The organism is Agromyces sp. Marseille-P2726, assembly GCF_902809835.1.
GTDB lineage: Bacteria > Actinomycetota > Actinomycetes > Actinomycetales > Microbacteriaceae > Agromyces.
Genome location: NZ_CADDWM010000012.1, coordinates 261261 through 275082, shown reverse-complemented (window position 1 = coordinate 275082; position 13822 = coordinate 261261). Strand labels below are relative to the sequence as shown.

At 71.7% G+C, this 13822-nt stretch carries 13 protein-coding genes; 4 read left to right on the top strand and 9 right to left on the bottom strand.

The features are described from left to right. Positions 1-39: 39 nt before the first annotated feature. Both menD and HUS56_RS07575 read right to left on the bottom strand, forming a co-directional pair. Entirely contained in the window at positions 40-1878 is a 1839-nt protein-coding gene (gene menD, locus HUS56_RS07580; RefSeq protein ID WP_254431337.1) for a 2-succinyl-5-enolpyruvyl-6-hydroxy-3-cyclohexene-1-carboxylic-acid synthase, read from the bottom strand. A 52-nt stretch (positions 1879-1930) separates the two neighbouring features. Continuing rightward, positions 1931-2455: a PLD nuclease N-terminal domain-containing protein gene (locus HUS56_RS07575; RefSeq protein WP_173922782.1), complete on the bottom strand. Its 525-nt coding sequence runs from the start codon at positions 2453-2455 to the stop codon at positions 1931-1933. A 74-nt stretch (positions 2456-2529) separates the two neighbouring features. On the opposite strand from HUS56_RS07575, the gene HUS56_RS07570 reads away from it, so the two are divergent. Continuing rightward, positions 2530-2823: a DUF4229 domain-containing protein gene (locus HUS56_RS07570; RefSeq protein ID WP_254431336.1), complete on the top strand. Its 294-nt coding sequence runs from the start codon at positions 2530-2532 to the stop codon at positions 2821-2823. Here HUS56_RS07570 and HUS56_RS07565 read toward each other — a convergent pair. Together HUS56_RS07565 and HUS56_RS07560 are read right to left on the bottom strand one after the other, a co-directional pair. Beyond that, positions 2820-3791, bottom strand: coding sequence for a 1,4-dihydroxy-2-naphthoate polyprenyltransferase (locus HUS56_RS07565; protein WP_173922889.1), 972 nt, complete (start codon positions 3789-3791; stop codon positions 2820-2822). The genes HUS56_RS07570 and HUS56_RS07565 overlap by 4 nt on opposite strands. Before the next feature lie 178 nt (positions 3792-3969). Beyond that, the gene (locus tag HUS56_RS07560) at positions 3970-4416 is read right to left on the bottom strand and encodes a MarR family winged helix-turn-helix transcriptional regulator (RefSeq protein ID WP_173922780.1); all 447 of its coding nucleotides are present in this window, start codon (positions 4414-4416) and stop codon (positions 3970-3972) included. A gap of 97 nt (positions 4417-4513) precedes the next feature. On the opposite strand from HUS56_RS07560, the gene HUS56_RS07555 reads away from it, so the two are divergent. After that, on the top strand, positions 4514-6016 hold the full coding sequence (locus tag HUS56_RS07555) for an MFS transporter (protein WP_173922779.1): 1503 nt from the start codon (positions 4514-4516) through the stop codon (positions 6014-6016). A 5-nt stretch (positions 6017-6021) separates the two neighbouring features. Here HUS56_RS07555 and HUS56_RS07550 read toward each other — a convergent pair whose 3' ends face one another. The 3 genes from HUS56_RS07550 to HUS56_RS07540 are packed head-to-tail and all read right to left on the bottom strand — an operon-like array spanning position 6022 to position 8540. Then, positions 6022-7293 carry an AMP-binding protein gene (locus HUS56_RS07550; RefSeq protein WP_173922778.1) on the bottom strand — a complete coding sequence of 424 codons (1272 nt, stop codon included), beginning with the start codon at positions 7291-7293 and terminating at the stop codon, positions 6022-6024. Positions 7294-7306: 13 nt separating this feature from the next. Continuing rightward, positions 7307-8293 (bottom strand): 1,4-dihydroxy-2-naphthoyl-CoA synthase, encoded by a 987-nt coding sequence (locus HUS56_RS07545; RefSeq protein ID WP_173922777.1) that lies wholly within the window; start codon positions 8291-8293, stop codon positions 7307-7309. 34 nt (positions 8294-8327) lie between these two features. Beyond that, a complete protein-coding gene (locus HUS56_RS07540) occupies positions 8328-8540 on the bottom strand; it encodes a hypothetical protein (RefSeq protein WP_173922776.1) in 213 nt (70 codons plus the stop codon). A 159-nt stretch (positions 8541-8699) separates the two neighbouring features. On the opposite strand from HUS56_RS07540, the gene HUS56_RS07535 reads away from it, so the two are divergent. After that, the gene (locus HUS56_RS07535; protein WP_173922888.1) at positions 8700-9734 is read left to right on the top strand and encodes an o-succinylbenzoate synthase; all 1035 of its coding nucleotides are present in this window, start codon (positions 8700-8702) and stop codon (positions 9732-9734) included. A 147-nt stretch (positions 9735-9881) separates the two neighbouring features. Further along, positions 9882-10301 (top strand): hypothetical protein, encoded by a 420-nt coding sequence (locus tag HUS56_RS07530; RefSeq protein WP_173922775.1) that lies wholly within the window; start codon positions 9882-9884, stop codon positions 10299-10301. A 548-nt stretch (positions 10302-10849) separates the two neighbouring features. On the opposite strand, the gene HUS56_RS07525 is transcribed toward HUS56_RS07530, so the two are convergent. Together HUS56_RS07525 and HUS56_RS07520 are read right to left on the bottom strand one after the other, a co-directional pair. Next, positions 10850-11086, bottom strand: a complete 237-nt coding sequence (locus HUS56_RS07525; protein ID WP_173922774.1) for a hypothetical protein — start codon at positions 11084-11086, stop codon at positions 10850-10852. 127 nt (positions 11087-11213) lie between these two features. Further along, a complete protein-coding gene (locus HUS56_RS07520; protein ID WP_173922773.1) occupies positions 11214-13796 on the bottom strand; it encodes an AAA family ATPase in 2583 nt (860 codons plus the stop codon). Positions 13797-13822 lie beyond the last annotated feature (26 nt).

The following is a 13822-nucleotide window of genomic DNA, read 5'->3' as shown; positions in this document are numbered from 1 at the left end:
GACTCCATCCTGCCGACCGAGCGGATGCCGCGGCAAGCATCAACGCGGGATCGGGACCTCGAGCAGTTGCGGTCCGCCGATGCGACTCGTCAGCGCCTCATCGAGCTCGCCTCGGGTCGTCGCTCTCGCGTAGCTCCAGCCGTAGGCCGACGCGAGCGCGGCGAGATCGACGTGCTGCGGCGTGTACTGCACGCGGTCGAACGCCTCGGATGACGCGGATGCCGCGACCTCGAGCGCATCGAAGACCGTGCCTCCGCCGTCGTTGCCGACGATGAGCTGGATGCGGGGCCGCGGTTCGCCATCCCCGAAGAGGAGCGACGACACGTCGTGGAGCAGTGTGAGGTCGCCGATGAGGGCACGGGTCACGCCGGCCGCGGCATCCGTCATCGCACCGTCGGCGGTGCCCCGAGTCGGCGTCTGCCCTGTCATCGGGGATGGTCTCGGAGGCTGCGGCGATTGGCTCGCGAGGGCGATGCCGATCGCGGTGGCGACGGTGCCGTCGATGCCCGCGAGGCCGCGGTTCGCGTGCACGGGGATGCGGCGGCCCGGCACGGCCCGGTCGGCGTCGCGGATGAGGCGGGATGCCCCGAACACCAGCCGGTCGTGCGGCCAGGTCGCCGCCCACACCGCGTCGACGAGCATGCGGCGGGTGACCGGCGCCCGCACCATGGCGAGCTGTGCGCGCATGTACTCGCGCTGTGCGGTGAAGTCGGAGACGTGCCCGTGCTCGCCGATCCCACTCCTGACGGTGGGGGCCTCGGGCGATTCCTCGGCGAGGAGCACGCGGCTCGCGTGCACCCAGCGACGCACCCAGGCACGCTCCTCGGCGGTCGGCGCGTGGTCGGCGGCCTGCACCGCCCGCTCGAACCGAGCCACGCGGTGACCCGGGTTGTACCACTCGATGCCCGTGGGCGCGACGACGATCGTCTCGACGCCGTCGCGCTGCACGAGCGCCGGCACCTCGCGCGACAGCGTCGGATGGCCGAACACCACGACTCGTTCGACGGCACCGCCGAATTCGGATTCGCGCAGCAGCTCGCGGTAGGCCACGACGAGATTCGGTCCGAAGTGCGCCCCGCTCGTGACCTCGGCGATGAGGGGCCATCCACCGGCACGTGCGAACTCCTCCGCGACCGGCCCGGCGCCCGCACCCGCGACCACGACGGTGCGCGGTCGGGGCTCGATGGTCGCGACGTCTGCTGGTCGAGGAGCGCGCGAAGCACGCGTATCGAGACCTCTCGACCCGGCTCTCGAAGCGTTCCCGGCTTCGCCGGGCGCTACCCGACCACCGTTCCCGCCGTTCGGAGCGGGCACGCCCTCCAGCGTCAGCACGGCCGACAAGGGCTCGCGGTACTGCAGGTTGAGGTGCACCGGACCGGGGCCGGGGTGTGGGACGAGCTCGCCCGAGCTGTCGCGGCCGAGTGCCGCCGAGACGGCGTCACGGGCGAGGCGCGCCGCGGCATCCGTTTCGCCCGCTGCACCCTCGGGGGCGGTGACGTCGCGTTCGAGCCGCACGGCGCCGGCGAAGATGCCGGGCTGCATGGTGGTCTGGTTCGAGCGGATGCCGCGGAGCTCCGCCGGGCGATCGGCCGAGCAGATGATCAGCGGCACGCCGGAATGGTGCGCCTCGAGCACCGCCGGGTGCAGGTTCGCGACCGCGGTGCCCGACGTCGTGACCACGACGGCCGGAAACCCGGACTCCACCGCCGTGCCGAGCGCGAGGAACCCCGCTCCACGCTCGTCGATGCGCACGTGCAGGCGGATGGCGCCGACGCGCTCGAGCTCGGCCGCCGCGAGGGCCAGCGCCTGCGATCGCGACCCCGGGGCGACGACGACGTCGCGCACACCGGCCGCGACGAAGGCGCTGAGCAGCGCCATTGCAGCGTCGCTCGCCGGACTCCCTTGCTCCGTCGTCGCGTCGGGACCGGGTTCAGGCATTCGGTCGACCGGTGGGACCGGCCTCCCCTGGTGCATCGGGGGCATCGGGGCGCTGCTTGCGCTCGGTGCCGAGGGCGTCTCCGGGGTCGAAGGGGTCGTCGGATGCCGCAGCGCCACTTCCCGCGCCGGCGGTGCCGGCGGCCGAGGCACCCTCGGACGTGCGCCCCGGACCCAGCGCTCCACGCGGCGCGTCGTCGGCGTCGAGCTCGGCGAGGTCCTGCTCGAGGCGGCGGATGCGCTCGGCTTGCGCGGCATCGTTGCGCAGCTGGCGCAGGAACTCAGCATCGTCGTCGGGCGCCATCGTGCCACCTCGCGACGGACCCACCCGATTCGCCCGGCCGCGGCCGATGATGAACCACAGCACGCCGCCGATGATCGGGACGAACATGATCACGACGATCCACCAGCCGCGCGAAAGCCCTCGGACTCGCGACCGGTCGAAGAAGGCGCAGTCGGCGACGGCGTAGATGGTGAAGACCACGTAAGCGACGCCGAGTCCGAAGAGCAGCCGGGCCATGCTCACAGTCTAGGCGCGTCGCGCCCGACTGCGGCTGTGAGAGCGTTCAGGCAGGGCCGACCTACACTGGCATGGTGAAATCCGTGCCCGTCTGGATCTGGTACACCGCGTTGCGCATCCTGCTGTTCGCAGTGCCACTCGCGGTGCTGCTGCTCGCGGGGGTCAACCCGTGGGTGTCGGCGGCCGTCGCCGCACTGTTCGGGCTCAGCGCGTCGCTCGTCTTCCTCCGTCGCCCGCGCGAGACCATGTCGAGCGAGCTCTACGCCGCACGCCACCGCGAGACGCCCGTCGTGCGCGACGATGACGAGGTCGAGGATGCCGCGGTCGACGCGACTCCCTCCGAGCGTCGCGACAACGCCGACGCCTAGAGGGCGAAGACGAGCCCCAGGCCGACCCCGTAGACGAGGGCGGTGATGCTCGCCAGCTGCAGCACGAGCAGCAGTTCCCGTGGCGTCTTCGCGAGGAGCGCGATGACGCACGCCGGCACTGCGAGGAGCAGCGCGAACAGCACGAGGATCGCCGTGGGGTAGAACAGCGCGAAGAACCCGACGATCGCGAACGGCACGAGCAGGAAGACCACGAGCAGGATGCGCCCGGCGAGCGGGCCGATGAGCACGGCCAGGGTGCGCTTGCCGGCTGCCTTGTCTTGCGTGACGTCGCGGAGGTTGTTCGACATGAGCACCGCGCACGCGAGGAGGCCGACGCCTGCGCCGCCGAGCCAGGCCTCGAGGTTCACCGTGAGGGCCTGCACGTACGCGGATCCCGCCGTCGCGACGAGTCCGAAGAACACGAACACGAAGAGCTCGCCGAGCCCGTAGTACCCGTAGGGGCGCTTGCCGCCCGTGTAGAACCACGCCGAGACGATGGCGACTGCGCCGACGACGAGCAGCCACCACTGCTGGGTCACGACGACGAGCGCGAGGCCGGCGACCGCGGCGATCGCGAAGAAGCTGAGCGCCACCGCGAGCACCTGCCGCGGCTTGGCGGCCCCCGATCCGGTCAGGCGAGCGGGACCGACGCGATGCTCGTCGGTGCCGCGCACGCCGTCGGAGTAGTCGTTCGCGTAGTTCACGGCGATCTGCAGCGCGAGCGCCACGACGAGCGCGAGCAGGGCGCGGGCCGGATGCCACGGTCCATCGGGGATCGCGACGACACCGGCGCCCGTACCCAGTGCGACCGGAGCGATCGCCAGCGGCAGCGTGCGGATGCGGGCACCGGCGACCCAGTCCGCCGCGGTGGCCGGACCGCGAGACCCGGTGGGGCCGGCTGCAGCCCTCGCCGGATTTCCCGACCGCCGGTGCGCGGCGCCACGCTTCGCGAGGTCGTCGGGGTTCATCCGTTGAGGTCTTGGGCGTGCCACACGGCCATGCTAGTTCGCGCTTGGTCGTCGAGTAGCGCCCGCCGCAGGCGGACGCGTATCGAGACGAAGTGCTGGTTCGGAGAGATCACTGCGTCTCGATACGCGTCGACGTCGTCGGCGCTACTCGGCCACCGGGGCTCCTCCGCGGTCGGGGTCAGCGCAGGTCCTTCAGTGCGTCGAGGTAGCGGGCCACGACCTCGAGCTCGTCGACCGAGAAGCCCTCGTGGATCCGCTTCATGCCGGCGAGGATGTCGGCGTACGGGTCGTCCTCCCCGCCCTCGCCGGCGCCTCGCACCGCATCGGGCCGGACGCGCACGACCACGCGACGTCGATCGTTCGGGTCCGTGGACCGCTCGATGAAGCCCTGCCGCTCGAGGCGGTCGAGCACGCGCGTCGTCGTGCTGGTCGGAAGCTCGGTCTGCTGGCTCACCTCTCCGGCGGTCATCCCGCCGTCGTTGCGCGCGATGAACCCCAGCGCCTGCAGGTCGACCACGTTGAGCCCCATGGAGCGCGCGATGCGCTCGTTGCTCATGACCGAGGAGGCGATCACGAGCTGCAGGAGATCGACGATGCGCTCGGTGACCTTCGACTTGCTTGACATCTCGATCGCGACTCCCTATTGTTCCCGAAGTGGGATTATTCTAGGTCGGGACTATCCCGAACCGGAAACGAACTCATTCTACGAAGGGACGACGAGCATGGCCACCACTCCACGCCGAGGGCTCGCCATCGGCATCCTCCTGTTCGCCTCATTCATGGACCTGCTCGATGTCACGATCGTGCAGGTGGCGCTGCCGTCGATCGGCGCCGACCTCGCGGCATCCGAGGCACAGCTCGAATGGATCGTGAGCGGCTACCTGCTCGCATTCGCCGTGGCGCTGATCACCGGGGGGCGGCTCGGCGACCTGTACGGCCGGCGGCGCCTGTTCCTCGTCGGCATCACCGGCTTCACGCTCGCGTCCGCGGCCGCCGCTGCGGCGTGGTCGGGCGACGTCCTCGTCGCCACTCGCATCGCGCAGGGACTGTTCGCCGCGCTCATGGTGCCGCAGCTGCTCGCGTCAGTGCAGGCGCTGTTCTCCCCGCGCGAACGCGCGCCGATGTACGGCCTCATCGGAGGCGTGGCCGGAATCGCGGCCGTCGCCGGCCCGGTGCTCGGCGGTTGGCTCGTCGATGCCGACCTCTGGGGCCTCGGGTGGCGCAGCGTGTTCCTCATCAACGTTCCCGTCGGCATCGTGATCTTCGCGCTCGCTGCGCGGTTCGTACCCGAGACGCGCTCCTCGCGCCCCATGCGGCTCGATCTGGTCGGCGTCGCCCTGCTCAGCGCGCTCGTGCTGGCGTTCATGGTGCCCCTCGTCGAGGGTCAGACACTCGGGTGGCCGGCCTGGCTCTGGATCCCCGTCGGCGTCGGTGTGCTGCTGCTCGCGGCGTTCGTCGCCTACTCGAACCGTCGCATGCGCCGCGACCATTCGGCACTGCTGCCCATGCCGCTCTTCGCCGATCGCGGATTCTCGGCCGGCATCGTGACCCAGGCGGCATTCCAAGGGGCGCTGAACGCCTTCACGCTGCCGTTCATCATCTACCTCCAGGTCGCGCTCGGGTTCGACGCGCTCACGGCCGGCCTCAACCTGCTCGCCCTCAGCCTCGGCGCACTCGTCGGCACGGGTGCGGTCATCCCGCTCGTGGCGAAGGTCGGGAAGTACCTCGTGACGACCGGTGCGGTGATCATGGCGGCCGGCGTCGTGTGGGTCTTCGCCATCGTGGCCGACGCCGGGGCCGACTTCACGGGGTGGGCCGCCGTCTGGCCCATGCTCATGGCCGGTCTCGGGCTGGCGCTGCTCATCATCCCGCTCGTCGACGTCGCGCTCGCGACCGTGCCCGTGGCCGATGCGGGCGCCGCATCGGGTGCGTACAGCACGTTCCAGCAGCTCGGCGCAGCGGCCGGCGTCGCCGTGTCGACGACCGTGTTCTTCACGATTGCCGGCGACGACTGGAGTCGCGAGCACGTGCTCGAGGCGCTGCAGGCGTCGGTCTGGGTCGCGGTCGCGGGCTTCGCGCTCGCCGCGCTCGCCAGCGTGCTGCTGCCGAGCCGGGCTCAGGTGCAGGCCCACCTCGACGAGGCACGCCGGCTCGCCGAGGCCGACGTCGAAGCGGATGCCGCGGAGGCCCTGCCGGCCCACACGGCGGCGACCCCCGTGTCTTGACGCGCCTATGCAGGCCCGCCGCCGCGCAACCTCCCCTCGAGGGCGCGGCGGTCGGGCTTGCCCGAGGGCAGCAGCGGCATCCGGTCGACGAGCTCGAGGCGCACGGGGCGCGCCGCGGGCGAGAGCCCCGCTGCATCGGCCGCCGCGGCGAGGGTCTCGAGGTCGCCGGATGCCGCGGCATCCGTTCGCTCTGCGACGACCGCCACCCGCTCGCCCCACTCGGTGTCCTCGGTACGCACCGCGATCGCATGCTCGTAGCCGGGCACCCGGCGCACCGCCCGCTCGACCTCGCCGAGCACGACCTTGACGCCGCCCGAGATGATGACGTCGTCCATCCGACCTCGGATGCGCAGGATGCCGTCGCGTCGGAGTTCGCCGAGGTCGCCGGTGCGGTACCAGCGCGTGCCGGCGTCGTCCTCGGTGAAGGCCGCGGCGGTGCGCTCGGGGTCGTCGAGGTAGCCGTCGGCGATCATGGGCCCGCCCAGCAGCACCTGGCCGTCGCGCCCCGGGCCGCTCCACGCGTCATCGATCCGTACGCGCACGTCGTCGAGGGGACGGCCGTCGTAGACGCATCCGCCGGCGGTCTCGCTCGAGCCGTAGGTGCGGGTCACCCGTGCGCCGATCGCGTCGGCCGCGACGATGAGGGCGGGCGGTGCGGCCTGGCCGCCGAGCAGGATGCGATCGAACGTGCGAAGCGCGTCGGCCACGACGCGGTCGGTCTGCGCCGCCTCGACGAGCCGCGCGAGCTGCACCGGCACGAGTGACGTGTAGCGCGGGCGGTGCCGATCGAGTCGGGCGGATGCCGCGGCGAACGCCGCCGGTTGGAAGCCGCCGCCCGAACCCTCGGGCTCCGCCTCGAGCAGCACCGGGTCGGTGCCCGCGAGGATGGACCGCACGAGCACCTGGGCGCCCGCGATGTAGTGGGCCGGCAGCGCCAGGAGCCACTGTCCCGGTCCGCTCAGCGCAGCCTCGGTCGCCGCCGCGGCGGCGCGCAACGCGTCTCGCGAGAGCAGCACCCGCTTCGGGGCATCCGTCGACCCGCTCGTCTCGACGACGAGTGCGACCCCGTCCCCGACCTCTGCAGGTCGAGGAGGATGCAGGCCATCCGTCTCGAGACCCACCGGCGCATACGGGCTTCGAGACGCCCGCTTCGCGGGCTCCTCACCCCGCAGAGGGGATGGCACCGGCCACACGGCCGGCCCGCCGTCGAGCGCGACCCGAAACGCCGCGGCCAACGCAGGGACATCCGTCGCCGACACCTGCACAAGGGGTTTCATCGCGTCGGGATCCTCAGAAGTGCCAGGGGTACGCTCCCCAGTCGGGGTCGCGCTTCTCGAGGAATGCGTCGCGGCCCTCGACGGCCTCGTCGGTACCGTACGCGAGCCGCGTGGCTTCTCCGGCGAACACCTGCTGCCCGACCAGCCCGTCATCGACCGCGTTGAACGCGAACTTCAGCATGCGGATCGCCGTGGGCGACTTCGTCAGGATCGTGCGCGCCATCGCCAGCGCCTCGCGCTCGAGGTCGGCGTGCGGCACGACCCGGTTCACGGCGCCCATCTCGTACGCGCGGTCGGCGGAGTACTCCTCGGCGAGGAAGAACACCTCGCGGGCGAACTTCTGCCCGATCTGACGGGCGAAGTACGCCGACCCGTATCCGGCGTCGAAACTGCCGACATCGGCATCCGTCTGCTTGAAGCGCCCGTGCTCACGGCTCGTGATCGTGAGATCGCAGACGACGTGGAGCGAGTGTCCCCCGCCGGCCGCCCAGCCCGGGACCACCGCGATGACGACCTTCGGCATGAAGCGGATCAGCCGCTGCACCTCGAGGATGTGCAGGCGCCCGAGATCCGTTGATCGAGTAGCCACCGAAGGACGCGTATCGAGATCCGGAACGTGGGTCTCGATACGCGTCGCCTTTGGTGGCGCTACTCGACCACCGGGTTCCTCGTACCGGTATCCGTCGCGCCCGCGGATGCGCTGGTCGCCGCCCGAGCAGAAGGCCCAGCCGCCGTCCTTCGCACTGGGTCCGTTGCCGGTGAGCAGCACCACGCCGATGCGGGGGTTGGTGCGCGCGTCCTCGAGGGCGCGGTACAGCTCGTCGACGGTGTGCGGGCGGAACGCGTTGCGCACGTCGGGCCGATCGAACGCGATGCGGGCGATGCGTCCGTCGGTCGAGTGGTGGTAGGTGATGTCGGTGAAACCGGATGAGCCGGTGACGAATGCCGCGGCATCCGCCCACTCGTTCGCATCGAACAGTTCGGAGACCTCGCGCGCCATCCTCCCAGCCTATTCCGGCTGATCCGTGCGCGCGTCAGAGGCCGGACGGCACGCCCGGCCCTCCCGTGAGCAGCGACGCCACGGCCGCCCACACGTAGGAGCCGACCCAGATCGCCCCGATCGCGAGCGGGACGAGCCCCGCGATCACGAGCACCAGGCCCACAGTGCCGATCGCCACGTTGCGGCCGGTCGACTCGGGTTGCACGTCTTCGGCCTCGACGCCGAGTGTCGCGAGATCGTCTGGCATTGCGCACCCCCAAGTCGGCTCACACTAACAGAGTGCGCCGCACGCCGCTGGGGCATCCGCTCGACGGACGAGAACGACGAGGGAGGACCCGGGCGACGGTCGGGATGCCACGATGGAGTCGTGACCGACGACGACGCCGTGCCCGTGCCCCCGGCCGCGCTGCACCTGCCCCCGCTCTCCGACCTCGCCGCCACTGCGCGCGTCGTCGCGCTCCCGCTCGTGACCCGGTTCCGCGGTATCGAGGTGCGCGAGGCGATGCTCTTCGAGGGACCCGAGGGGTGGACGGAGTTCTCGCCCTTCGCTGAGTACGACGACCACGAGGCATCCGCATGGCTCGCTGCGGCGATCGACTACGGCTGGAGCGAGCCGCCGGGCGCCCTGCGCGATCGCGTCCGCGTGAACGCGACGGTGCCCGGCGTCGACCCCGACAGCGTGACCGCCGTGCTCGCACGCTTCCCGGGCTGCCGCACCGCGAAGGTCAAGGTCGCGGGCGGCGACTGCCCGTTGTCGGAGGATGTCGCGCGCGTCCGGGCAGTGCGAGAAGCACTCGGCCCCGAGGGTCGGGTACGCGTCGACGCGAACGGCGGCTGGAACATCGACGAGGCCGAGCATGCGATCCACGCTCTCGCGCCATTCGATCTCGAGTACGTCGAGCAGCCGTGCGCGACGATCGAGGAGCTCGCCGAGATCCGGCGCCGTACGAAGTACATGGGAATTCCGATCGCGGCCGACGAGAGCGTCCGCCGGGCGGATGACCCGCTGGCCGTCGCCGAGGCGGGCGCGGCCGACCTGCTCGTGATCAAGGCGCAGCCGCTGGGCGGCATCCACCGGGCGCTCCGCATCGTCGAGCAGACCGGGTTGCCCGTGGTCGTCTCGAGTGCACTGGACACGAGCGTGGGCCTGGCGATGGGAGCCCGGCTCGCGGCATCCGTCACCGAGCTCGACTACGACTGCGGCCTCGGCACAGCGTCGCTGCTTGCGGCGGATGTCACGCGGTCGCCGCTCGTGCCGGTCGACGGGTCGATCCCGGTCGGACGGGTTCTGCCCGACCCCGACCTGCTCGCACGATACGCGGTCGGCCCCCAGCGCACGGACTGGTGGCTCGAACGCCTCGGACGGGCGTACGCGGTGCTGGCGGGGGCCGCACCTGCGTCGGCATCAGCTCCGACGCCGACGCCGACCTTCGACTCGTAGTCAATCCCCCACATCTGGGGTGCAAAGCGGGGGCTCGACTCCGGTACTCAGGGTGTGCACGGATGCTTCGCGCCGACGATGACGCGACGGTTGAAGGCGTGCGCGTCCGAACGGGCGCGCAGACCCCAGAACCCGGAGGAAATCCACATGTTCAAGCGAACCCTGACCAACGTCGCCGCCGGCGTCGCGCTCGCCGCGGCGGGTGTCCTCGCCACCGGCGCCGCCGCCTATGCGCACGAGTGTTTCAACCCCAACCGCTCCGACAAGGGCAACGCCGGCGCTTCGAACTCGCAGGCCTGGTTCACGGTGCACGTCTCCGAGCTCACGGCGGGCATGCCCGAGGCGGACGCGTCGTGCGTGCTCGACGCCTACGCGGCGACCGGCGCGCCCCAGTCGTTCACCATCAAGGTGAAGGGCGCGAACGGCCAGGGCGGCACTATCGGCGCCAACAACCCGAACCGCGACACCAAGGCTGGCGACGGCAAGGGCATCGATGAGATCTTCGCGGCCCACGGCGCGGAGATCATGAGCAGCTTCGACAGCTGCGGCCTCGAGCTCCCGTTCTAGGATTCCCGCCAGCACCAACGCAGGAGATCGGGACGTCGCCCTCGCCCGAAGGCAACCGACGTCCCGATCTCCTGCATCACGGATGCTCACCAGAGCACGTGGAGACGCGGCGCCTGGTCTCGATACGCGACGGGCTGCGCCACTGGTCGTCGAGTAGCGCCGCCGTAGGCGACGCGTATCGAGACGCGTCGTCTGGTCTCGATACGCGTCGGGCTGCGCCACTGGTCGTCGAGTAGCGCCGCCGCAGGCGACGCGTATCGAGACGCGTCGGCGGGTCTCGATACGCGTCGGGCTGCGCCCGGCGTTACTCGACCACCCGGTGCTCGCGCCGGGTCTCGATACGCGACGGGCTGCGCCCGGCGCTACTCGACCACCCGGTGCTCGCGCCGGGTCTCGATACGCGACGGGCTGCGCCCGGCGCTACTCGACCACCGGGTGCTCGCGCCGGGTCTCGATACGCGACGGGCTGCGCCCGGCGCAACTCGACCACCGGGCTGCGCCCGGCGCTACTCGACCACCGGGGCGCCGCCGCGCCCGACCAACGAGTGTCAGCCGAGCCGCGTCAACGCCCCGCTGGTGAAGCGCTCGTTGCGCGGGCGCTCGGCCTCGAGCCGCCGCTCGTGCAGGTACGCCAGGTGCTCACGGCCGTGCCGCTGCTCGTCGGCGCGGCCCCAGGCGACCAGTCGCATGCCGACGCGGTGCGCGAGTCCGGCAACGCCGTGCGCCGCGTGTCCGCCGACCTCGGCTGCGGGAGCGGTGGTGCTCATGGAGAGTGCGGTGTCCATGATGAATCCTTCTGACTGCCGAGCCCGCCCTGTGCGAGCCGTGAACCCAGTTCACCGCCGAAGCAGGTTCGATTCATCGGCGACCGATACCGAGATCACCGATTCTCGCTACCGAGATCTGCCGACATCAGGCCGAGAGCATCCCGAGGCCCTGCGCGGCACTGACCGCTTCCTGCCGCGAGGGCACGCCGAGCTTCGCGAGGATCGCGGCGACGTGGCTGTCGACGGTGCGAACCGAGACCACGAGCTGATCGGCGATCTCGGCGTTCGTCAGGCCCTTCGCGAGCAGCCGGAGCACGTCGACCTGGCGATCCGTGAGGCCCTCGGGGTTCTGACGCGTGAGCGTCGTAGGGCCGCGCGGGATGCTCCGCACGCCACGCTCGCGGAGGTCGGCACGCACCACGCGCGCGAGCGGCGCGGCGCCGATGCGATCGAGGATGGCGAGCGCGGCGAGCAGGTCGGAGTCGTCGGGGCTCTCCGCGAGGGCCTGCGCCTCGTGGTACGGCGCGCCGGCCTCGCGCCAGAGCTGGGCGGCGCCGCCCCAGTCCCCACGCGCCTGCACCGCGAACGGATGGCCGGTCGCGGGTGGCTGGGCGTCGTCCCCGGCACGGCGCAGCAGCCAGGCGAGCTCCGCCTGCAGGTTCAGGTCTTCGAGTCGCCTCGCCTCGTCGTAGGCCGGCCGTGCGATCGCTCGCACTTCGCCGAGATCGCCGCGGAGCAGGGCGGCCTCGGCTCGTGCCGCTGCCACGGGCCCCGTGCGCTGCAGCTCACCCAAGCGCTCGGCGATGTCCCTCGCCTCGTCGAGCACCATCTCCGCGTCGGGATCCCCTCGCCGGGTGCGGACGGTGCCGATGATCGTGAGCGCGACGCACTGCGCCTGCGGCAGCACCTCGGAGGAGTACGCGGCGGCCGCCAGCGCGTCATCCCACTGTGCCCGCGCCAGGTGCAGGCGACCGCGCTCCACCTGCTGGTAGGTCCAGAGCCCGAGCACCTCGGTGCGCTCCGAGAACTCCATCGCCGGCTCGAGGTAGCGCTCGGCGAGGTGGAGGCGGTACTGGTCGAGCAGGGCCCAGACCAGGTTGACGTGGGCGCGGGCCGCATCGTCCATGAAGTTCGCCGTCGCTGCGATGTCGGCCGCTTCGAGCAGCTCCTGGATGCCCTCGTCGTCGTCCTCGAACATGTGGGCGGTGCCGAGGTTGTTGAGCGCATGCGAGAGCGCACGTCGTTCGCCCGAATCCCGCGCGAGCGCAACGGCTCGCGTTGCCAGGTCGATGGCGCGGGGCAGGTCGTGGGCGAGCATGGCCAGTTGCGCCTCGTTGCTCACGGCGAGCGCGAGCAGGCCGTGGTCCTCCGATTCCGCGAGCACGGCGGAGGCCTCGGCGGCCGCGGCCTCGGCTGCGGGGCGATTCCCGGCGATCCACTGGAACCGGGACATCCACCGCAGGCTCGCGCCGAGGGCGTCGGCGTCTCCGAGCTCGCGCCGCAGACGGATCACCTCCTCCTGCGATGCGACCGCCTCGGGTTCGCCGCCGAGCATGTACGCCTCGATCGCGTTCTCCTCGAGGAGCGCGACGCGTTCGGCGATGTCGTATCGGTCAGCGTGCTGGATGGCCGCGCGGTAGTGTGCGGCCGCCTGCCGGTGCGCGCCGCTCACCGCCGCGTCGCGAGCCGCGCGCGGCGCCCACTCCACGACCGCATCGATGTCGCCCGCCTCGAGCGCGTGGTGCACCAATCGCGCCGGATCTGCGACGCCCGACGCGAGCAGCTCGGCGAGCACCCGTCGTTCGAGCTGGATGCGCCGCGACGTGGGGAGGGCGTCGACGACTGCATGCCGGGTCAGTTCGTGCCGGAACCGGACGCCGTCGGGACTGACGGCGAGCAGACCTCCCTCCTCCGCTGCCCTGAGCGCACCCTCACCCTCGGGCACCAGGCGTGCGAGCAGGTCGCGGTCCACCGCGGAGGGGACCACGGCGAGCTGCTCGACGTGTTCCTGCGTGGCGACATCGAGCCGTCGGAGCCGACCGGTCACCGCATCGACGACGGTCGGCGGCACCCGGGCTTGGCCGGCCGAGGCGACCAGCTCGGTGACGAAGTACGGGTTTCCGTCGGTGATCGCATGGATGCGGTCGGCGTCGAGGCCGCTGCCGGCCGTCAACGTCCCGACCGCGGCTGCCGACAGGTGCCGCAGCGGAATCCGGTCGACGTGTCCGCCGTGGCCGAGGTCGCCGAGCAGACGGCTCAGCGGATGGTTCCGGTCGAGTTCGTCACGGTAGGTGAGCACGAGCGCCGCGGGCAATTCGTCGATGCGGCGCGCGAGGAAGCGGAGCACATCGAGCGTCGCTTCGTCGGCCCAGTGCACGTCCTCCACCACGAGCACGGTGCCGGATGACGCAGCGAGTTCCTCGTGGAACGTGGCGAAGACCTCCTCGCGGTCACCCGCGCGGAGCGCCTCCCCCGCGCGGGGTCCCACGAACGGGATCAGGTCGCGCAGCGGCCCGAGCGTGCGCGGGGTCGACATCGCGTCGCACGCGCCGACGAGCACGCGGCATCCGTCGGGAGGATGCTGGCGCAGCGCGCCGACGAGCGTCGACTTCCCGATGCCCGCCTCGCCATGGAGCAGCACCACGCGGCCGTGCCCGCCGACGGCGGCGCGCACCGCCTCGTCGAGTTCGGCGAGTTCCCGCTCTCGCTCGAGCAGCTGCCTGCGCATAGAGCGATGGTACGTCGACGACCCGC

What these genes read in the sequence shown, in the direction of transcription:
- menD (WP_254431337.1), bottom strand. Translation starts at nt 1,878, where the DNA reads ATGGCGCTGCTCAGCGCCTTCGTCGCGGCCGGTGTGCGCGACGTCGTC.
- HUS56_RS07575 (WP_173922782.1), bottom strand. Translation starts at nt 2,455, where the DNA reads ATGGCCCGGCTGCTCTTCGGACTCGGCGTCGCTTACGTGGTCTTCACC.
- HUS56_RS07565 (WP_173922889.1), bottom strand. Translation starts at nt 3,791, where the DNA reads ATGAACCCCGACGACCTCGCGAAGCGTGGCGCCGCGCACCGGCGGTCG.
- HUS56_RS07560 (WP_173922780.1), bottom strand. Translation starts at nt 4,416, where the DNA reads ATGTCAAGCAAGTCGAAGGTCACCGAGCGCATCGTCGATCTCCTGCAG.
- HUS56_RS07555 (WP_173922779.1), top strand. Translation starts at nt 4,514, where the DNA reads ATGGCCACCACTCCACGCCGAGGGCTCGCCATCGGCATCCTCCTGTTC.
- HUS56_RS07550 (WP_173922778.1), bottom strand. Translation starts at nt 7,293, where the DNA reads ATGAAACCCCTTGTGCAGGTGTCGGCGACGGATGTCCCTGCGTTGGCC.
- HUS56_RS07545 (WP_173922777.1), bottom strand. Translation starts at nt 8,293, where the DNA reads ATGGCGCGCGAGGTCTCCGAACTGTTCGATGCGAACGAGTGGGCGGAT.
- HUS56_RS07540 (WP_173922776.1), bottom strand. Translation starts at nt 8,540, where the DNA reads ATGCCAGACGATCTCGCGACACTCGGCGTCGAGGCCGAAGACGTGCAA.
- HUS56_RS07530 (WP_173922775.1), top strand. Translation starts at nt 9,882, where the DNA reads ATGTTCAAGCGAACCCTGACCAACGTCGCCGCCGGCGTCGCGCTCGCC.
- HUS56_RS07525 (WP_173922774.1), bottom strand. Translation starts at nt 11,086, where the DNA reads ATGGACACCGCACTCTCCATGAGCACCACCGCTCCCGCAGCCGAGGTC.
- HUS56_RS07520 (WP_173922773.1), bottom strand. Translation starts at nt 13,796, where the DNA reads ATGCGCAGGCAGCTGCTCGAGCGAGAGCGGGAACTCGCCGAACTCGAC.